The sequence below is a fragment of the Pirellulales bacterium genome, from assembly GCA_019636335.1.
Classification (GTDB): Bacteria; Planctomycetota; Planctomycetia; order Pirellulales; family JAEUIK01; genus JAHBXR01.
Genome location: JAHBXR010000013.1, coordinates 101036 through 120012, shown reverse-complemented (window position 1 = coordinate 120012; position 18977 = coordinate 101036). Strand labels below are relative to the sequence as shown.

General features: G+C 65.1%; 17 protein-coding genes. 4 read left to right on the top strand and 13 right to left on the bottom strand.

The genetic code is table 11. From position 1 onward, the window contains the following. Positions 1-27: 27 nt before the first annotated feature. Both KF708_14350 and KF708_14345 read right to left on the bottom strand, forming a co-directional pair. Positions 28-798: a DedA family protein gene (locus KF708_14350; protein ID MBX3413868.1), complete on the bottom strand. Its 771-nt coding sequence runs from the start codon at positions 796-798 to the stop codon at positions 28-30. 373 nt (positions 799-1171) lie between these two features. Beyond that, positions 1172-2293, bottom strand: coding sequence for an FAD:protein FMN transferase (locus tag KF708_14345; GenBank protein MBX3413867.1), 1122 nt, complete (start codon positions 2291-2293; stop codon positions 1172-1174). Positions 2294-2374: 81 nt separating this feature from the next. Here KF708_14345 and KF708_14340 point away from each other — a divergent pair, with 81 nt between their 5' ends. Then, positions 2375-3382, top strand: a complete 1008-nt coding sequence (locus tag KF708_14340; GenBank protein ID MBX3413866.1) for a cytochrome c — start codon at positions 2375-2377, stop codon at positions 3380-3382. Positions 3383-3387: 5 nt separating this feature from the next. Here KF708_14340 and KF708_14335 read toward each other — a convergent pair whose 3' ends face one another. From KF708_14335 to KF708_14310, 6 genes are all read right to left on the bottom strand, one after another. Further along, on the bottom strand, positions 3388-4677 hold the full coding sequence (locus KF708_14335) for a hypothetical protein (protein ID MBX3413865.1): 1290 nt from the start codon (positions 4675-4677) through the stop codon (positions 3388-3390). Positions 4678-4730: 53 nt separating this feature from the next. Continuing rightward, a complete protein-coding gene (locus tag KF708_14330; protein MBX3413864.1) occupies positions 4731-4910 on the bottom strand; it encodes a hypothetical protein in 180 nt (59 codons plus the stop codon). A 211-nt stretch (positions 4911-5121) separates the two neighbouring features. Then, positions 5122-5703 (bottom strand): hypothetical protein, encoded by a 582-nt coding sequence (locus KF708_14325; GenBank protein MBX3413863.1) that lies wholly within the window; start codon positions 5701-5703, stop codon positions 5122-5124. Between the two features lie 201 nt (positions 5704-5904). Then, positions 5905-6435 carry a hypothetical protein gene (locus KF708_14320; GenBank protein ID MBX3413862.1) on the bottom strand — a complete coding sequence of 177 codons (531 nt, stop codon included), beginning with the start codon at positions 6433-6435 and terminating at the stop codon, positions 5905-5907. 119 nt (positions 6436-6554) lie between these two features. Continuing rightward, complete coding sequence (locus KF708_14315; protein MBX3413861.1) at positions 6555-7232, bottom strand: hypothetical protein; 678 nt, start codon at positions 7230-7232, stop codon at positions 6555-6557. Between the two features lie 427 nt (positions 7233-7659). After that, positions 7660-8346 carry a DUF1326 domain-containing protein gene (locus KF708_14310; protein MBX3413860.1) on the bottom strand — a complete coding sequence of 229 codons (687 nt, stop codon included), beginning with the start codon at positions 8344-8346 and terminating at the stop codon, positions 7660-7662. 301 nt (positions 8347-8647) lie between these two features. Between KF708_14310 and KF708_14305 the strand changes: the two genes are divergently transcribed. After that, a complete protein-coding gene (locus KF708_14305; GenBank protein ID MBX3413859.1) occupies positions 8648-9304 on the top strand; it encodes a DUF4339 domain-containing protein in 657 nt (218 codons plus the stop codon). A 33-nt stretch (positions 9305-9337) separates the two neighbouring features. Here the strand turns inward: KF708_14305 and glmS are convergent, their stop codons facing one another. After that, complete coding sequence (glmS, locus tag KF708_14300) at positions 9338-11212, bottom strand: glutamine--fructose-6-phosphate transaminase (isomerizing) (GenBank protein MBX3413858.1); 1875 nt, start codon at positions 11210-11212, stop codon at positions 9338-9340. 451 nt (positions 11213-11663) lie between these two features. Here glmS and KF708_14295 point away from each other — a divergent pair, with 451 nt between their 5' ends. Both KF708_14295 and KF708_14290 read left to right on the top strand, forming a co-directional pair. Further along, positions 11664-13472, top strand: a complete 1809-nt coding sequence (locus tag KF708_14295; GenBank protein ID MBX3413857.1) for a 30S ribosomal protein S1 — start codon at positions 11664-11666, stop codon at positions 13470-13472. Positions 13473-13695: 223 nt separating this feature from the next. Then, complete coding sequence (locus KF708_14290) at positions 13696-14634, top strand: RNA polymerase sigma factor RpoD/SigA (protein MBX3413856.1); 939 nt, start codon at positions 13696-13698, stop codon at positions 14632-14634. 91 nt (positions 14635-14725) lie between these two features. On the opposite strand, the gene KF708_14285 is transcribed toward KF708_14290, so the two are convergent. From KF708_14285 to KF708_14270, 4 genes are all read right to left on the bottom strand, one after another. Further along, positions 14726-14944, bottom strand: coding sequence for a hypothetical protein (locus KF708_14285; protein MBX3413855.1), 219 nt, complete (start codon positions 14942-14944; stop codon positions 14726-14728). Between the two features lie 73 nt (positions 14945-15017). Next, a complete protein-coding gene (locus KF708_14280) occupies positions 15018-16007 on the bottom strand; it encodes an FAD binding domain-containing protein (GenBank protein ID MBX3413854.1) in 990 nt (329 codons plus the stop codon). Beyond that, positions 16007-18211, bottom strand: a complete 2205-nt coding sequence (locus tag KF708_14275) for a xanthine dehydrogenase family protein molybdopterin-binding subunit (GenBank protein ID MBX3413853.1) — start codon at positions 18209-18211, stop codon at positions 16007-16009. Before KF708_14275 ends, KF708_14280 begins: the two co-directional genes overlap by 1 nt. Beyond that, positions 18204-18821: a (2Fe-2S)-binding protein gene (locus KF708_14270; GenBank protein MBX3413852.1), complete on the bottom strand. Its 618-nt coding sequence runs from the start codon at positions 18819-18821 to the stop codon at positions 18204-18206. Before KF708_14270 ends, KF708_14275 begins: the two co-directional genes overlap by 8 nt. Positions 18822-18977 lie beyond the last annotated feature (156 nt).

The window sequence follows — 18977 nt, the reverse complement described above, 5'->3', positions numbered from 1 at the left end:
TTCCCCCGGCTCGAGCGTCCCGTCGGTTCAGGCGACCGACTTTTCGTCGTCGAGCGTATCGGCGGGGGCCTCGTTCTTGGCGCCGTCTGGCGTTACCAGGCCGTTCGCGCCGCTACGGGCCAGGTTCCGGCTGACACGGCGTTCGAGTACCCGGGCGATGCGGTTCTTCCGACGACGGTAGTAGACGTAACCGACGATCGCCACCACCAGCAAGACGAGGCCCGTAAAGCCAAGGCCGAAGCCACGGATCCAGGTGAGCAACTCGTGAATGCGCGGGGCGAAGTGGAAGCTGAGGCTAAAGAAGATCCCGATGACGATGGTCGCGCAGATGGCATCGACCACGATGAAGCGGCGAAACGGCAAGCGCAGAATGCCCGCGGCGAGAAAGGCGGCCGAGCGGATGCCGACCATGAAACGCGCCAGGATCAGCACCTTGAGGCCGTGCTGCAAAATCATCTGCTCGACGCGTGCTTCGCGCTCGGGTCGGAGAAACCGTGTGAAGAAGCGATGGTCTTTGAGCGCGCTGTGACCAAAGTGGTAGCCGATGGCGTACAGCAGGCAATCGCCGGCCAAGGCCCCCACCAGGCAGGCAAGAAAGGCCAGCCAAGGATTCAATTGGCCATAGGCGCTCGCGGCGCCGGCGATGACGACGGGCAGTTCTTCGGGCACGGGCAGGCCTATCCCGCTCAGCAGCAGGACCGCCACAATGCCGAAGTAGGAAATGTTGCCGAAGAGGTAATCGAACATCAGGGGAGATGACGGTGCGAGCGGCGGAAGGATGCGCCCTGGAACGGACACCAGATCAATTCTAACCCCGCCCGCGGTTTAAGGCTGTCGGAACTTAGGCGGTCGTGGGCCGAACCTTGCCTGTTAGAGTCGGAATATGCGGAACACCAACGACTTGGCGGGGTAATGGGCGGGACCCGAGGCAAGGACGTCTCCGACCGGCCAGGCGCGGTCACCATGACCCAGGCTGCCGGCAGCGGTCGGTGCAACCGCAGGGCTCCCCACTACTTGCCTGCTTCCTCTAGTCCGAACAACCTGAAAACTTACCTATTCTTCCCCAACTGGACAACTGCGACTGCGGTCGCACAACAGGGAAGATGGGAATCGGTTCACCCTCGTCCGGTTTACTACGGCCGGCGGACGTAGGGGGATCGATTAGCCCACCTTAGACAATTTCGTCCAGGCGCCGGAATTCTTCGTCGCGCAGGTTGATGGATTCGCATGCCAGCGGGGCCCCCGGCGATGGCTGGTAGGTGAGTACCGCCCCAATCTGCGGCCGGGATTCGCAATAGGCCCGCGTGGCCTCGACCCCCATGACGTAGAAGGCCGTGGCGAGCGAATCGGCCTCGGCGGCTGTCGGGGCCACGGCGGTCGCCGACAGAACTCCCTCGGCGGGCCAGCCGGTGCGCGGATCGAGGATGTGGCCGTAACGTTTCCCCCCGTGGCGAAAGAACTGGCTGCCGGCCCCTGAGGTGCCTATCGCTCGATCGTGGAGCACGATTTCAGCGATGCGCCGCGCGGGATGCAAGGGATCGAGCAGGCCGACGATCCAGCCGGGCCGGTCGACGGGTTGCGCCGCGTGCGTGCCGCGCGCCAGGACGCTGCTCTGACCCCCGTGCCAGAGAAAATGGTCCACCCCAGCGGCAAACATGCTGGCCGCCGCGCGATCGAGCGCGTAGCCTTTGCCGATGCTTCCCAGGTTCAACTCGACTCCGGCCCTGGTAAAGCGGAGCGTTCGCTGCGCTTCATCGAACTCGACGTGCCGCATGCCGACCGATTCCCTCGCTTGGGCGAGCGCCTCGTCGGTAGGAATGGCCCCTTCGCGACGATAGAAGCCCCAAACCTTGGAAAGGGGTCCGGAGGTGATGTCGTAGGCGCCGGCAGTCTCCTCGTGCAACCGCGCGGCCTGCTGCAGCAATCGAAACAGCCGCGGCTCGACGGCCATCCACCCCAGCGCGGCCTCGCGATTGAGGCGCGAGATCTCGCTCGTATCGCGATAGACGGTCAGTTGTGCTTCCAGTTGATCGACCAGGTCGAGCGCCACCAGCGCGGCGGTCGTGGCCTGCTCGTGCTCGCCGGCATTCACGACCACTTCGAACTCGCAGGCCATCGCGCGCCGGCCGTAGCGAATGACGTAAGGCTCGGCCGGTGCGGCGCGTCCGCGCAAACCGCTGGCCGGTGAAGTATCGGCGAGCCCCTGGTCGACCAGCTCCGCCAGCGCATCGACGGCCCCCTTTCCGGTGAGAAAGTCGCGCCGTGAGCCCGTGCGTGGTTCGTCGTGCGGCATGCTTCGATTATACGGTGAGGCGCCCCGTTGGCGCACGACACCTTGCTTGCCGCTAGCGCCAGGTGGGCTCATAATCGAGGGATGCCGCGACCTTTTCTCGCCACGATCGTTGTCTTGGGTTGCCTGGGCCTGGCGGTCCATACGCTGGTCGAGCTGGCCGCTGCGCAGGCGCCTTTGGCCCGCCGGCGCCACCGTCCGCGGGCCCACTTCACGGCGCCGCCACCCCGGTGGGATGCTAGCGTCCGCGACGTCTTTTTTCCCGACGCAAGCAAGGAATTGGGGCCTGGCACAGCTCCCTCGCTTCCGCTCGCGGGGGCGATGCCGACTCCGTCGCCTCCCAAGGTTGCGAACTCCCCGCCGAGTCCGTCGCCGGCGGCGACCGCGACACAGGCCGAGCAATGGTCGAAGGTGATCTCGCCCGAGACGATCGAGGACGAGGTCAAAGCGATCTCGCAGACACTCGGCGAGTTGACGCAGACGGCCGGCAAGTTCAAGTCGGGGGGCTATCAGGATGCCCGCGTGCAGTTCACCGTGCTAGCAGCGCTGTTCGGCATCATCGCCGAGTACGACACCGACGTGCGCTGGAAAGAGGTCGCCCCCTCGATGCGCGACTCGATGGCCCGGGCAGGCAGGAACTCGAAGGCCGGATCCGACACCACCTTTCAGGAGGCCCGGGTGCGCAGCACCGAGCTGCAAGATCTCGTGCGCGGCGGCACGGGGATCGCCGGAGAAGGCAAGCCGCGCGAGGATTGGGCCACGATCGCCGACCGCCGACCGATCATGACGCGTCTCGAAACCGGCCAGCGCGATCGGCTCGTCCCCTGGACCGGTTCGCAACAGGATTTCGAGCGGCACGCGCCAGAGCTTCTGCACGAGGCAGAATTGCTGACGGCGCTCGGTCGCATTATTCAGTCGCACGAGTACGAGTACGGCGACGACGAGACGTACCAGGAATACGCTCGCCAATTGGAGGCCGCCTTGTCGCGACTGACCGAGGCGACGCGGGCCAACGATTTCGCCGGAGCACAGGAGGCCGCGGCAGCCGCCACCAAGAGCTGCGATCAGTGTCACGGCGATTTCCGCAGCTAGGCGCGCTAGCGTAACGTGGCGCGCGGCACGATGGCCGTCTTCGACCCCGGCGAGACTCCTCCCACGGGTCGCACTGAAACGCGGCTCACCTCATCGGTCACTTCGTACGCCGTGCCGGTGAGCGGGTTCGTGGCATAGGGGGGGCGCGCGTGCCCCGCGGCCAGCGAGAGAGCAATGCAGTAAGCCTCGCAGGTCGCGCGATCTTCGGCTTGCACGCGTTGCGCGTGTTCGACGTCGGCCAGTAGTAGCCGAGCGGCGATCAGCGGGTAGCGCTCTTGCGCTTCCAGGTCGGCGAGCTCGGCGTGCAACGTGGCGAAGGCCTCGTCGCGCTCGAAATAGGGCCGGCGGCAGGCCTCGATCAAGCGGCGCATCGCCGCCAGGTAGAACCACTCGTCGGCATCGAGCTCGCTGGGAATGAATCGCCGGAAGCGGCCGGCGAGTCCCTCGGCTTCGAACTGAGCGATTTCTTCCGGCGTCAGCAGTCGAAGGATCTTGCGTTGCCGCGCCATCTCGTAGGTGTACATGCCCTGCGCGCGGTCGCCGATCCAGGCCTCGGCATCGGCCGGCCAGCGGTCGAGTTGATAAGCAATCAAATGGGCCAGATAGGCCTGATCGTCCTGAGTGACGCCGGGCTGTTCGACCAGATGGGCCACGATCGACAGGGCTTCGATGCGAGCGTAGGCGCCCTCGATGCGCGACACGACGTGCCGCTCGTGCGCGAGATGCTCGGCCCAGCGCAGGCTGCGCACGAGCGATTCGATCGCCCCGGAGAGATCGCGTTTGGCCAGCGCGCGCGACGCGGCGAAGGCCTCCCACCGCGCGGCGAGTCGCGCGGTGCGCACCAACGAGAGATCGGCCAAGGCGCCACGCGCCGGATCGATACCCAGGTCGCAGCGTGGGCGATCGAGCGCGCGGCGCGTGACGTCGAGTTGATGTTCGTGCCCGGCCAGCATGCTCGCGCCCTGCTCGAGGGCCTCGCCGGCCAGGGGCAGCCCCCCCAGGGCAGCGATCGCCGCGGAGCGTCGCTCGAGATAGTCGAGATCATCGAGCGAGAAGAGCCCCGTCAACGGCGCCGCGGCGTTCTGTTCCATGGGAACCGCCGCGCGTTGCACCAGTAGAGGCGTGGCATGTTCGTCCAACAACCGAGCCAGCTCGCGGCGCAACTCGGGGTGTTCCGACGCGCGCAGGCCGGGCAACTCCGCAAAGGGCTCCTTGGGAGTGTGCAAGCGCTCGCGCGCGGGGCTGGGCCCACAGCCCGAGGCCACGAACGCGGCAACCAGCAAAGCGAGAAGCATCCAGCTCGACTTCATGCGGGGATGCTATCGCAGCACCGCAGGGGGCGGGAAGATCAATCGGCGGCGGCAGGCGGGCTTTCCGACTCGTGCAGGCCCTCGCTCCGGAGCCGAGCCCGACGGCGTTTGCTCGCCTGCCGTTTGCGACGTTTGCGGCTCGAGGCGGGGAGCTTGCCCAGCATGCTATCGCCGAAGACGTCGAGACGACGAGCGTTCGTGCGACCGGAGTTGCTCATCGGCCTAACGGCTGGAGGTTTGTCAAAGTCAGAAGTTCGGCAACCTATATCACAAGCGCGAAGCGTCCGTTTGGAAGTTGCGATTTTCGCGGCATCATAACCCGAAGCGTCAGCGAGGAAGCACTTTGCTCGACGTTCTTTGCAGGAGTTCCCTCGCTCACGCTTCGGGTTAGGTTGTAGGTTCCCGAACTTCTGGCTTTGACAAGGAGCACTAGACCGAGCGCGGCTTGGCTTTTTCTCGCTTGCGGCCGTAGAGCCCGTTCTGGCCGAAGGAAGCCAGGTTCTCGAGCTCGATCATTTCGGCCAGGCCGGCCTCGGCCAGCTCGCGACCGCTGACGTAGCGGCCCGGACTGATCCAGCGACTCACTTCGTCGTACGAGATGCCGAACAACACGGCCAGCAGGCGGTCCATGTCGGTTTCGAGATTGCCGAAGTGGCGTGCCCATTCGGCGGCCTCGGCCAGCCCCACGTGCTCTTCGCTCTGCCACTTCATGGGGTGGAAGAGCAGCACGCTATAGGGGGTGACGACGCGTCGCACGCAGGCGGCAAAGGGCCACAGGGCGGCCGACGAGCATTCGCCCGTGACGATGCCCGTCGCGCGCAGGCCGCGCAGCCGAATCAGCGACATCAGCGAGATGGCGCAGTAAGGGCTGCCACCGGGCGAGTCGAAGTAGAGCGTGCATTCGCCCCCCAGCGGCACGTCGAGCAACTTGTCGGTGAGATCCCCTTCGTTGTCGGTCAGGTCGCCGACGAGCGCAATCTCGATGGGACCTTCACGATCATCGTGGCGCATACCAACGTTTTCCTGTGCGAGGCGAAGCAGCGCGAGACGTCGACGAGCGACTGCGACAGAACGGCGCGACAAGACTTCCGAGCCTTGTCGCCGACGAGACTACAGGCAGATATAGCTTGATCCAGCCGGCCGGACAAGCAATTGCAGCGAGAATCTCCGCACAACCGCCACGGACCGCACGACCCGCGCCGTATGGAGCGCTTATTCGCCATCCAACACGTTGCCGGCGGCATCGACCTTGCGCTCGCGCAGTCGTGATTCCCCCTGACAGCATTCGCACGGCTTGAGCTCGTACATGGGGATCGAGCAGATGTCGCACCAGTAATCGAGTTCGTATCGCCCGTCGGGCCTCCGCGTGTAGACGCGAATCACCTGCACGACGGGCGAACCGTCGTAGCGGCGCACGAGCAGTTCCAGGTCGAGACCGCGCAGGCGCGGATCGAGATGAAAGCCCCGGCCACGCACATCCTTGGCCAAAGGCACTAGCTCGCCGTCGGTCGTCTCGAGCGCGACGGCCGCATGCGCGGCGTCTTCATCGGTGGCGATGCCGAAGCGACGCTCGAGCGCCTCGGCCAGCCACACGATCTGGCCGCGGAGCGTGACGGTCTTGAACTTCGCGCTCGGCTCGGTGTCGGAAGCAGAAGGCGCATCGTCCGCCAGCAGGCTCGCGGTAGCCCACGGGGCCGCCACGAGGCCTAAACAGAGCGTTGCTAGCACGACCACGCGCTTCATGAGTCGATGATTAACCCCGGCACAGGCAGACCCCCTGCGCCGCTTTTCATGGGCCGAGTCGGCACGGCGATCCTTGTCAGGTACGCCGTACCTGACCTATCCAGCGCCTTGTGCCCTGTTCATTCGCTTGCGTGACCGACGACGATCATTTGGACGACGAGCGGTTCGACCGCGTCTCCCCGCTTCGCCTGCCCGGCAAAGCGCAGGCTCCAGCGATCGGCCTCTTCATTATGATGCAGGCCGGGCAATTCTCCTTCGACATTGCCGGCATTGATCAGGCTCAGCATGGCCGGGTGCGACGTGCCTACCGACGCGGCGCTGGTGGTCCACAGCACGTCCTCGGCCATCGTGGCGGGGTCGGTGTCATCGGCCACGGGCAACAGCAGCATGAAATCGCGCGTTTCGGACGTCCCCACGTGATTGCCATCCTCGGGCTGCAGCGCGAAACGCAATGTATAGAGGCCGGCCGGAACTTCCTGATCGCGGAAGTCGCCCCCCTTCTTGTGATAGCGAATCACGCCGATGAACTCGCCCACGCTAAAGGGATAGAGCATCGACAGGCTGGGCGTGAAGTCGGCCTTGGCGTTCCACTCCTTGGCGAGCCAGATATCGCAGAACTTGTTCGAACCGCGCGAGACACGCAGCCCGGCCGGGTTCAGCCCGTCGCGAATCGCGGCGCTGAATTCCTCCGGAGCCGGTTCGTCGAGCGACGCCACTTTGTAGTCGACGGCGCGGGCGGCATCCGCCATCGCAAGCAACAAGAGGGGCAAGAGACAAAGTCGGCAGAGCGCTGGCATCGGGTGAGTCCTCTCGGTTCGCTGGGCGTCGCACGACGCGAAAGTTGCGGCGCTCGTCAGGCACGGGGCGAGCGCGCGGGATGTTCGGGTTCGGGGGTCGGCGGCGTCGTACCGCGCGTCGGCGATCGTACGCCGTCGCTGGCAGGGACTACCCGACCCGTCGTGGTCAGGGTTGCGAAATCGGGTGGGAATCGGCGGGCTCAGCGCGGCAGCCGGCGGCGAGCCACGAAGTGCGAACGTCGCTTGCGCCGGGCGATTTCGGCCCAGTCGACGCGGCCGTTCCACGGGGGCGGACCGCCAAAGTCCCATGCCAGTATACGCCCCAGGCGCGGCGGGTGGCAAAAGGGCGCCGGCCGTCGATCGCCCTGTCGGGCGGCTCGCAAAACCCAGCGCAAGGGAAGCCCGTTTTTAGGGTCAATCGTTTCCGCTAGTAGCCGAACGTGGCCAGAAACGAGCTGCGAGTCCGCGGGTTGGTCCACTTGGTCCCCAGGCCACGGCCGGCAAAGCCACCACTCACGGTGTAGGCGGGCTCGAAGTTCTGCACGTCGGCGAGGGGCGGGTAGAAGACCGTCTCGTTCGTGCAGACGCAGTCTCCCTGTCCCATCTTGCGCGTGGTCAGCTCGGCGAGCTTGCCCGCCTGCAAGGTACCCACCATCTCGTTGTGATCGGCGGTCATGGCGATGTCGACCGACTCGATGCGAACCACCTCGCCCAGCACGCGGCCGGCCTGGGTCTTTACAAAGTCGACCAGTGCTTCGCGCTGCTCGGACGAGGCCTGGCTATCGACGAGAATCACCGAGCGAATCGGGTCGGGGCGAATCTCGAGTCCGCCGCCGAAGCCCAGCGTATCGGCCGCATGAACCACGGCGACCACCTTGAGACCGGCCAGATCGATGCCGGCGATTTCGCCGCGGTCGACGCTCCAGGCCATGATCGCGTCTTCACCGGTCAGACCGACCTGGGCATTGGCAAAGCAGGGGCCCGTGTAGATGTCGCAGGTGCGGGTTTCCAGGTAGTCGCCCGACAGGCCCGACAATTCGACGGCCGGCGCCGGCGATACGAGGACGGCAAACATGGCGAGCACGCAGAGACACAGGGCGGCAACGCGGACCATCGTGCTTCTCCCTCTCTCGAACAATTATTGGCGGAACGGTCCAGCATGGACCGGAGTTTGACGTACGGCTCATTCTACCGGGGCCGCGAAAGAGGGTCCAGCGCGCTCGAAGCCCAGGCGATGCTCCCAGTAGGAAACCGCCGCGTCCACCGCGCGCTGCGGCAGAAAAGCTTTTGCGACCGGCACGACTTCGTATAATCGACCGCGTTCGTGCGGTTCGACTTGGTGGAGTTTTCCGGAACGACTCCCCCTCAGACACTTCCGCCACTGCTTGCCGTGCCCGAACCGGCAGGGAAGACGCATGGGCATTCGCCTCAACTGCCCGAATGGTCACAAGCTCCATTTGAAATCGTTCCTGGCGGGGCGACGCGGCATTTGTCCGCATTGCGGGGCGCGTTTCGATATTCCTGGCGAACGTCTGCCCGAGCTGCCGCCGGAAGCACGCACGGTGGCCACTAGCACGCCGCGTCCTTCGAGAGGAACGCGACATCGCCCTCCGGCGAAGCACGGCTCGTCGGCGGCGCTGGCCGCCCTGGATGTCGAACAACTGCTCGGCGTTTCGCTGGATCTGCCCGCCGCCATCGCCGAGGCGCCAGGGGCCGAGTGGCACATGAAGCTTCCGACCGGTGAGCAGTTCGGCCCGGCCGATGGACCCTTGATGCGCCAATGGTTGGTCGAAGAACGCGTGCCTGCCGAGGCATACGTCTGGCGCGAAGGGTGGAGCGAGTGGCAGCGGGCCGAAACGGTGTTCGACGGCCGCACCGCCGCGCGGGCGGAAGCTCCCGCGGCCGTCTTTCCCGAGTCGTTTCACGAACGCGAGTTGACGGTCACTCCCGCGACCCGGGCCGCCCTGGGCAAGAGCTCTGTCGCCAGCAAGCAGAATCGCTTGTTCATCCTCGCCATGCTCGTGGCGTTGCTGGTGATCGTGCCCGTGCTGATCCTGATCGTGACGCGCTGAGGCGGCGAACGCTGTCAGGTACGGTGTACCTGTCTACTCGACCGTCACGCTCTTGGCCAGATTGCGTGGCTTGTCGACGTCGCAGCCGCGCAGTACCGCAATGTGATAGGCGAGCAACTGCAGCGGGATCGAGGTAATGATCGGCTGCAGGAAATCTTCGACCGGGGGGACATGAATCACCTCGTCCGCCAGTTGCGCGACGCGGCGGTCCCCTTCGCTGACGATGGCGATGATCGGGCCGCCACGGGCTTTGATCTCTTCCAGGTTCGACATCACCTTGTCGTAGACCAGCCCGTGCGGAATGAGGAACACGCTGGGGGTGTTTTCGTCGACCAGCGCGATGGGGCCGTGCTTCATCTCGGCGGCGGGATAACCCTCGGCGTGGATGTAGCTGATTTCCTTCAGCTTGAGCGCTCCCTCGAGCGCCGCCGGGAAGTTGTACTGCCGGCCCAGGTACAAGAAGTTCGACGCGTGGTGGTACTTGGCGGCGATGTCGCGCACCGCGTCGTTCGTCTCGAGCGCCTGCTGGATGCGGTCGGGCAGTTCCTCGAGACGGTCGATGATCTTGCGTCCCGCGCCATAGCTCAGGTGACGCAGGCGGCCGAAGTAGAGGGCCAGCATCGCCAGGGCGACACACTGCGACGTGAAGGCCTTGGTCGAGGCGACGCCAATCTCCGGGCCGGCGTGCAAGTAGACGCCGCCGTCGGCCTCTTGGGCAATCGTGCTGCCCACGACGTTGCAGATGGCCAGCGTCGGGTGGCCTTTGCGCTTCACCTCGCGCAGCGCGGCCAGCGTATCGGCCGTTTCGCCACTTTGCGTGATGGCGAAGAGGAGCGTGTTCTTGTCCAGCGGAGGGTTGCGGTAGCGCAGCTCGCTGCCGTATTCGACCTCGACCGGAATGCGGGCGAACTCTTCGATCAGGTACTCGCCCACCAGGCCGGCATGCCAGCTCGTGCCGCAACCGGTGAGCACGATGCGGTCCACGTTGCGCAACTGCGCCGGCGTGAGATTCAACCCGCCGAAGACCGCCGTCGCCTGATCGGACGAAAGACGGCCCCGCATCGTGTTACGCACGGTCTCGGGCTGCTCGAAGATCTCCTTGAGCATGTAGTGCGGGAAGGCGCCGAGCTCGACGTCGGTCGGGTCGAGATCCAATACGTGCAGCCGCGGCTCGACCTGGCCGTGATCGCGATGCGAGACGGTAAGGGAGCTCGCGGTAATCACCGCCAGTTGATGATCGGCCAGGTAGACGATCTTGTCGGCAAAGCCGACCAGCGGCGAGGCATCGCTGGCGATCATGTGGGCGCCGGGGCCGACGCCGACGACGAGGGGGCTGCCCAGCCGGGCCGCGATGATCACGTCGGGATGGTCACGGAAAAGAATCGCCAGTCCGTAGGTGCCGTGCAGTTGCGCGAGGGCCGCCTCGACGGCCGCGACCAGCGGCGCGTGGGGATCGCGCGACTGGGAGTCGGTTTCGGCCTGCGTCTGCTCGAGCGCTTGAGCGATCAGGTGGGCGATGACTTCGCTGTCGGTGGCCGACTGGAAGACGCAGCCGGCCCGTTCGAGACGTTGCTTGATGGCGGCGTAGTTCTCGATGACGCCGTTGTGGCAGATGGCGACGACCCCCGCCGCGCCCCCCAGGTGCGGGTGGGCGTTGACGTCGTTTGCGGGGCCGTGCGTGGCCCAGCGCGTATGACCGATGCCGATCTGACCGGGCGTGGTCTCTTCGGCGACGAGGGAGGCGAGCCCCTCGATGCGTCCGGCTTGCTTCACGACGTGGAGCGCCCCGTCGGCAGTCATGGTGGCGATGCCGGCGCTGTCGTAGCCGCGATATTCGAGGCGGCGCAGCCCTGCGACGAGAAACTCCGCCGCCTCACGAGGTCCGATATAGCCAACGATTCCGCACATGGGCGTGTATCTCCCGCAGGGCCGCTCGTGGATGGATCCGGAGAATTCGGCCGCCGCGCTCCGATAGGATTCCACGCCTTGCCCGGCGACGCGAAGCCCAATCTCGGCGTGGGCCGCACAGCCCGCCCGCCAAACGGGGTGCGGATAGTAGCAAACGCCGTGGAATCTCCCTAGCCTAGAGTAGCTTACGCCGTTCAAGCGGGGTCAGGGGTCAGTGGTTAGGGGGCAGGCGAACCGCGAAATTCGCCAAACCCGCTGCAATTGTAGACGGCGCAGCAGGTTGCTATATTCCAGGGTTCATCGCTGTTCTGAGGAGTCTCTCGATGAGAGGCCGGATCGGGCGACGGGAACTTCTTAACTGGCGGTGTCTGTAGCGTGGTCGCGGCACGAGCCCGGCCCATCCCGCCGCTCCCCCCGGAACGGCCTCCTGCGGTCATCGTTCGTCGGACACATGGTAAATCGAAATCTTATTCGCGGTTTGGATATCAGCGAGGACGAGTGGGAATCGGAATTGTCAGTGGCGTTGGCCGGCACCGATCCCGATTCGATCGATTGGGGGGGTGGTGACGTTTCCCTGAATCAGATCGTCGAGGCGCGCGTCATTCGCATCGAAGGAGACAACGTCCTCGTCGACGTGGGTTACAAGAGCGAGGGTACCATTCCGCTCAGCGAGTGGGGCGAGGAAGACGAGCCCCCCGTCGTCGGCCAGCAGTTCCGCGTGCTGGTCGAGGATGTCGAAGATCCGCACGGCGGCATGCCCGGCGACGGCGGCATGATCGCGCTGTCGAAGCGCAAGGCCGAGAAGCACGACGCCTGGCTGAAGGTGATGGAGTCGGTACACGAGGGAGACGTGGTCACCGGCAACGTCACGCGCAAGATCAAGGGTGGTTTGCTGGTCGACATTGGCGTGAACGTCTTCCTGCCGGCGAGTCAGGTCGATATCCGCCGTCCGCACGATATTGGCGATTACATCGGCCGCACGATCCAGTGCCTGGTGCTGAAGATCGACGAGTCGCGCCGCAACATCGTGGTGAGCCGCCGTTCGCTGATCGAGACCGAACGTGCCGAGAAGAAGTCGGCCCTGCTGTCGAATCTCGAGATCGGCCAGTTGCGCAAGGGCACGGTGAAGAACATCGCCGAGTTCGGTGCGTTCGTCGACCTGGGGGGCATCGACGGTCTGCTGCACATCACCGACATGAGCTGGGGCCGCATCGGCCACCCGTCGGAAATGGTGTCGATCGATCAGGAGATCGAGGTGCAGATTCTGCACATCGACCGCGAGAAAGAAAAGATCGCCCTGGGTCTCAAGCAGCGCACGCCGAGCCCGTGGGAGAACATCGAGGCGAAGTACCCCGTCGGCAGCATCGTCCACGGCACGGTCGTGAACGTGATGAGCTACGGCGCCTTCGTCAAGCTCGAAGAGGGGATCGAGGGCCTGGTCCACATCAGCGAGATGTCGTGGACCAAGCGTATCAATCACCCGAGCGAGCTGGTGCAGATCGACGATGCGATCGACGTCGTCGTGCTCGGCATCAACAAGGAAAAGCAGGAGATCTCGCTGGGTATGAAGCAGACCCAGGAGAATCCCTGGGACAAGGTGGCCGACCGCTACCCCCCCGGCACGATGGTCAAGGGCGTGGTGCGCAACCTGACGAACTACGGCGCCTTCATCGAGATCGAAGAGGGGATCGACGGCCTGTTGCACGTGAGCGACATGTCGTGGACCCGCAAGATCAGCCATCCCAGCGAACTGGTCGAGAAGGGGATGGAGATCGAGTGCAAGGTGCTCTCGGTCGATCAGGGACGGCGCCGCATCGCGCTGGGCCTCAAGCAACTGCACGAGGATCCCTGGGCGACCGACATCCCTTCGAAGTATCAGCCGGGTCAGATCGTCAAGGGCACGGTCACCAAGCTGACGAACTTCGGCGTCTTCGTGGGACTCGAGAACGGCCTGGAAGGTCTGCTCCACATTTCGGAGCTGGCCGACCACAAGGTCGAGAGCCCCGAGGAGGTGGTCAAGGTGGGCGAGGAGATCGAGGTGAAGATCCTGCGCGTCGATTCCGACGAGCGGAAGATCGGCCTCTCGCGCAAACGCGTCGAATGGGCCGAAGAGGCCGAGGCGCAATCGCAATCCGAGGCGCCTGCCTCCTCGAGCGGCTCGTCCTCGTCCGGTCCGGCCATCGAGCTCAAGGGCGGCATCGGCGACAGTACGGGCCCGCTCATCAAGCCGCGCAATACCGAGCCGGAAGCGGGTCAGTAGGGCGCTGGTACGATTGGTAGGACCGCGCCCGCGGGCGCGATTCGAACGATTATTCACGGCCCCGCCGGTTGCGACCGGCGGGGCCGTTTTTTTCGGCATCGCCCGTACCTCGCGTAGATTCGCCCCACGGTGTCAACTCGCCGGAACTGTGCAGAAAACTCGTCGCCGCCGACGATGTTGGGTGTGTCCATCACGCCCACCTGTTGTGCCCCCGACGAGCCCGATGAAAAAGCCCCGCCGTACTGCTACCGCCGCCGTACAGTCTCCGCTCGAGACGTACCTGCGCGAGATCAACGAGACCGCCCTGCTGACTGCCGCCGATGAGCAAGAACTGGCGATCGCCATCGGCCAGGGAGACACGCAGGCGCGCGATCGCATGGTCCGGGCGAACCTGCGGCTCGTCGTGAACATTGCTCGCGGCTACACGGGCAAGGGTCTCAGCCTGCAAGACCTGATCGAAGAGGGCAACCTGGGCCTGCTCCGAGCGGTCGAAGGCTTTGACCCGGCGATGGGCACGCGCTTCAGCACCTATGCCAGCTACTGGATCAAGCAGTCGATCAAGCGTGCGTTGATCAACACGGCCAAGACGATCCGCATTCCGGCCTACATGGTCGAGCTGCTGTCGAAGTGGCGTCGCGCGAGCGCGCGGTTGACCGAGGAGCTGGGCCGCAGCCCCACGCCCGAGGAGGTGGCCCGCGTGCTGGGGCTGCCGCGCAAGAAGCTCCCCATCATTAAGAAGGCCATCCGCATCTACAACTCGACCCCGCAGACCGATCAGTCGGAAGCGGGCTGGTCGCTGGGCGAGATGGTCATGGACGAGCACCTCAAGAATCCCGAGGACGAGTTGGTCGATAACGACTCGATGGCGCAGGTCCAGCGTCTGCTCGAGACGATGGACCCCCGCGAGGCGACCGTCCTGCGGATGCGTTTCGGCCTGGAAGACTTCGAGCCCCACACGCTCAAGGAGATCGGCGAGACGCTCGGCCTGACCCGCGAACGCGTGCGGCAGATCGAGACCGAAGCCCTCAGCAAGCTCTCGCAGACGCTCGAAGGAACGCTGCCGATGATCCCGCACAAGGGCATTCCCGCGCCGCGCGGCTTCGATGCCTCGCAGTTGCTGGCCCAGCGCGAGGACGTGCTCGAGTCGGTAAATCTCGACTGAGCGCGCGTAAGTCAGGTATGCCGTACCTGACAATCGATCGAGTGGCGACATCGAACGCTGTCAGGTACGGCGTATCTGACCTACAGCGCACTCAGACCCTTGCCACGTAACACTGTCGTCCGGCCGTGCATGCCGTGCGGTCGACGTACTGATCGTCGGGACCGTACATGTTTTGTGTCTGGTTGCACCAGCAGTAGCCGTCGCTCTTGTCGACCTCGCTCGGGTCGATCATGCCGGACACGTACATGCCCTTCGAGAGCAGGTTCGCGCAAGCTCCCTGCCCCACGATCTCTAACGGGTTGTCTGACATTAAAAAACCTCCGCTCGAAGGCAGCTTGACATCATTTGATTCTGGCACGCCGATGGGAGTGAATTCACTTCCATTAGAAACCCCCGATGGGGAGCCCGGCGGCAAGCAGAATCGCTCGTTCGACCGAGGCACGCGCCATCTGAACCTTGTGGCGATTGCCCGGCAGGGGCGTCGCCGCTTGGACGGCCACGTCGGCGGCCCAGCGAGCCGTTTCCCGTCCCACGATCTGCCCCACGAGCGAGCGTGCGGCTTCGGTCGCCACCCACGGTGTGGGAGCAACCTGGCCCAGCACGAGGCGTGCGTCGCGCACCACTCCCCCTTCGATCCACAAGGCAGCCGCCGCCGAGGCATAAGGCGTCTCGGGGCCCACGCTCTGACGCACCTCGTACGTGGCGCTCGACACGCCATCGGCCGGGGGGAGCAGAATGTGGGTAATCAACTGGTTGGGGGCCAGCGTGTGCTCGCGCTCGTGCTCGCCGCGCGGCGTGCGGTAGAAGAACTCGAGCGGCAGCAGCGTTTCGTCCTCGTGTCCCGGGCCGATAATCCGCAGACGAGCATCGAGCGCGATGAGCGCCGGCGCGATCCGCGACGCCGAGACGAACTTGGCCGGACCGGCATTGCCGAAGATGGCGTGGTGCCGATGGTCCCCCTGCTCGATCAAGCGGCCACGCTCGGCCAGCAGGCCATGCCCGTTGCGGAAATACCAGCAGCGCGGTCGCGTACACAGTTCTCCACCCAGCGTGGCCTGCGCCTGAAGCTGCATGCTGTTCATGCCGGAAATGGCCTGTTTGACGGCCATGTAGTCGTCGAGCTCGGGGCTGGCCAGCAGGTCGTCGAGGTTCGCAAGCGCCCCGATCGTCACGCCGAGCGAATCGGCCTCCAAGCCCCGCATCGACGCCACTTCCTTGATGTTCACCACGCGCTCGGGCGTGACGATCATCTTTTGCATCAGTCCGACCAGGTCCGTTCCGCCGGCGAGAATCTCGGTGTGCCCCCACTCGGCCGAGAGAAGGCCCACCACCTCGTGTTCTTCGCGCGGCGCCGCATATTCGAAGGCTTTCATCAGGCGTTCCTTCCTTTCTCGATCGCGTTCAAGACTCGCTCGGGCGTCAGGGGGAGCACCGGCACGCGGATCCCCAGGGCATTGGCCACCGCGTTCGAAATCGCGGCCCCCGGCGCGATGACCGGCGGTTCACCCAGCCCGATCACGCCGCGGTTGTACTCGCTCTCGGGCTCGTACATCTCGACGACGATCTCGCCGATGTCGCCCAGCCGCGGCAGCTTGTAATCCGTCAGCTCGGCGTTCAGGAACGATCCCGACTGCGGATCCATGATGCGTTGCTCGTAAAGGGCGAACGCGATACCCATGATGGCCGCGCCGTAAATCTGACTGGCGGCCGTCTGGCGATTGACGATCAGACCCATGTCCTGCACGGCGACGAATTTTTTCATCCGCACGACGCCCGTGGCGCGATCGACGGCCACTTCGGCCATCTGCACGCCGGCCACGCCGCTGCTCGACAGGGGGGACGCGCCCCCCGGCACGAAGCTTCCCTTCTGCTCGAGCGGCTGCATGCCGAGCAGGCTGCACGCCTCTTTCCAAGAGAGCCCCTTGTCGGGGTTCCCTTCGACGAAGATGCGACCACCGCTGGCAATGAGCGTATTCGGCTCGACGCCCAGCTTCTTGCCTACCAACTCGTTCAGCGTGCGGAGAGCGTCCTGTGCGCCGCGGCGATTCGACTCCGAGACGCCGCCGATCGTGGTGCTCCCCCCCGAGGGACCACTGGCCGGATAGGCCGAGCTGCCGATGTTCACCTTCACCGCCGAGAGGGGCAGGCCGAACGTTTCGGCCACGACCATGCCGATCGCGGTGCGGGTACCGGTCCCCAGGTCCTGGCTGCCGAGCGAGGTTTCGACGCCGCCGTCGGGGTGGATTTTGATGAGGCAGTTCGACGGATGGCCACCTCCACCCCAGGTGTGAATGCCCATCCCCAGGCCGGTCACGACGTCGCCGTCGGCCTGGCCCTTGCCGTGGGGATGCCACTTGGCCTTCCAGTCCATCAACTTGGCGGCCACCTTCATCTGATCGGCGTAGACCTCGGCCTTGCCGTTCGAGACGCTGGGCAGATTCGCCAGGAACACGTCGTAGCTGTCGAGCCCCAGCTTGGCCGCGATATCATCGTAGACCGTCTGCGAAATGGCGCAGGCCTGCGGGTGATTCGGCGCACGCCAGGCGCGGCTCGGGCCGGTGTTCGTGCTGATGTTGGTCGCCTTGCGGCGACGATTCGGCGGATCGAAGACGTAGGGAATCACCCCTTGGCTGACCGCGCCGCCGGCGGGGCCGCCGGTGCCCCAGTGGTGCGAGTCCCACACCTTGACCACGCCATTCTTGTCCGCCCCCGCTCTCACCTTCATGAAGGCCGAGGGGCGAGCACCGGCGGTCTTCAACTCGATATCGCGATCGAGCATCAACCGGACCGGACGTCCGGTGTCCTTCGCGAGTTGTGCGCACAGCACGCCCCAGGGATCGGCGGCGAACTTGCTGCCGAAACCACCGCCGATGAAGTCGCAGTGAACCGTCACGTCGCCGGCCGTAATGCCGAGCGGGCTGGCGAACTGACCGGCCGTGCCCGAGACGTTCTGCGTCGACAGGTTCGCCGTGAGCTTCTTGTCGTCCCACTTGCAGGTCGAGCCGTGCGGTTCGAGGCACATGTGCGTAATGGCGTCGATGCCGTAGTAGCCCTCGACCACCGCGGCCGATTCGTCGAAGAGGCGCTGCAGCTCCTTCTCGGCGAATTCGTCTTCGTCCTCGTCCTCGCCCGCTTCGTTTTCGAGCTGAGTATTGTCTCCCCCTTTGCTCGTTCGTTTAGCGGCCTCGGCGGCCTCGAGCTGATCGTCCATCACGAAGACGTCCAGCATCTCGTACTGCGCTTGAATCGCGGCCAGCCCTTCGGCACAGGCGCCTTCGGATTCCGCGGCGACGCAGGCGATCAAATCCCCCTGCCAGCGGATCTCGTTGCCCGGCTCTTTCATCGCCACGACGCTCACCACCCCCGGCACCTGCTTCGCCGCGCTCAGGTCGATCGCGGTGAGCTTGCAGTGCGCGTGCGGAGAACCGAGCACGCGGGCGATGAGCATGTTCGGGTAGTTGATGTCGTACGAATACTTGGCCGTGCCCGTGGCCTTGGGGATGCCGTCGATGCGGTCCTGATCGGTGCCGAGGAGTGCGGCCGTGCCAAACTTCGGCCAGTTATATTCTTTAGCCATTCTTTCCTCCTTGCACCACTTCGAGCGCGGCTTGGATCACGTTGGCATAGGTGCCGCAGCGGCAGAGATTGCCGTTGAGCCCCGCGCGAATCTCCGCTTCGCTCGCCTGGGGGTTCTTGTCGAGGAAGGCTCGCACCGCGACGACGAAGCCCGGCGTGCAGAAGCCGCACTGCATGGCATCGTGGTGGACGAAAGCGGTCGGCACCGGATCGATCTTGTCGCCGCCGAGACTTTCGACGGTGCGGATCTTCTTGCCCACGCAGTCGAGCGCCAGCGTCGTGGCGGCCTCGACCGGTTTGCCTTCGACCCACACCGTGCTCGCGCCGGAGGAGCCGTGCGTGCAGACCGGTTTCGCGCCGGTCAGATCCAATTGCAGGCGCAAGACCTCGAGCAGGGTCGTCCGCGGCTCGGCCTGGACCTTGTGATCCTTGCCATTCACGTTGAGCGTGATCGGCTTGAGGTCCGGGCCGACGATCTTCGTCGTGGCCTCTTCGGCTTGCACGAGACCGGTCCCGCCGGCCAACGCCGTGGCCGCCGCCCCCGAGCCTTTCAAGAACGCGCGCCGATTAAAGCCCGACGGCGGTCGCTGGTGTTTATGTTGATCCGTCATACGAATACGACCCTCCCAGAGGTGCCTGGTACATTGGGTGCCTGTCGATTCTCGCGCGGCCAGCGAACCCCTCGCGATGCGCCGAGCAGAATTTGCTCGGCAGTAATGTGGGTACCCCGCGGGTACACTTCTGGATTCAGCGGCTGCGCAGGCCTG

Bases quoted from the DNA above. Each gene is read 5' to 3' on its own strand.
- KF708_14345 (MBX3413867.1), bottom strand. From the start codon at position 2,293: ATGCCGCACGACGAACCACGCACGGGCTCACGGCGCGACTTTCTCACC.
- KF708_14340 (MBX3413866.1), top strand. From the start codon at position 2,375: ATGCCGCGACCTTTTCTCGCCACGATCGTTGTCTTGGGTTGCCTGGGC.
- KF708_14335 (MBX3413865.1), bottom strand. From the start codon at position 4,677: ATGCTTCTCGCTTTGCTGGTTGCCGCGTTCGTGGCCTCGGGCTGTGGG.
- KF708_14330 (MBX3413864.1), bottom strand. From the start codon at position 4,910: ATGAGCAACTCCGGTCGCACGAACGCTCGTCGTCTCGACGTCTTCGGC.
- KF708_14325 (MBX3413863.1), bottom strand. From the start codon at position 5,703: ATGCGCCACGATGATCGTGAAGGTCCCATCGAGATTGCGCTCGTCGGC.
- KF708_14320 (MBX3413862.1), bottom strand. From the start codon at position 6,435: ATGAAGCGCGTGGTCGTGCTAGCAACGCTCTGTTTAGGCCTCGTGGCG.
- KF708_14315 (MBX3413861.1), bottom strand. From the start codon at position 7,232: ATGCCAGCGCTCTGCCGACTTTGTCTCTTGCCCCTCTTGTTGCTTGCG.
- KF708_14310 (MBX3413860.1), bottom strand. From the start codon at position 8,346: ATGGTCCGCGTTGCCGCCCTGTGTCTCTGCGTGCTCGCCATGTTTGCC.
- KF708_14305 (MBX3413859.1), top strand. From the start codon at position 8,648: ATGGGCATTCGCCTCAACTGCCCGAATGGTCACAAGCTCCATTTGAAA.
- glmS (MBX3413858.1), bottom strand. From the start codon at position 11,212: ATGTGCGGAATCGTTGGCTATATCGGACCTCGTGAGGCGGCGGAGTTT.
- KF708_14295 (MBX3413857.1), top strand. From the start codon at position 11,664: ATGGTAAATCGAAATCTTATTCGCGGTTTGGATATCAGCGAGGACGAG.
- KF708_14290 (MBX3413856.1), top strand. From the start codon at position 13,696: ATGAAAAAGCCCCGCCGTACTGCTACCGCCGCCGTACAGTCTCCGCTC.
- KF708_14285 (MBX3413855.1), bottom strand. From the start codon at position 14,944: ATGTCAGACAACCCGTTAGAGATCGTGGGGCAGGGAGCTTGCGCGAAC.
- KF708_14280 (MBX3413854.1), bottom strand. From the start codon at position 16,007: ATGAAAGCCTTCGAATATGCGGCGCCGCGCGAAGAACACGAGGTGGTG.
- KF708_14275 (MBX3413853.1), bottom strand. From the start codon at position 18,211: ATGGCTAAAGAATATAACTGGCCGAAGTTTGGCACGGCCGCACTCCTC.
- KF708_14270 (MBX3413852.1), bottom strand. From the start codon at position 18,821: ATGACGGATCAACATAAACACCAGCGACCGCCGTCGGGCTTTAATCGG.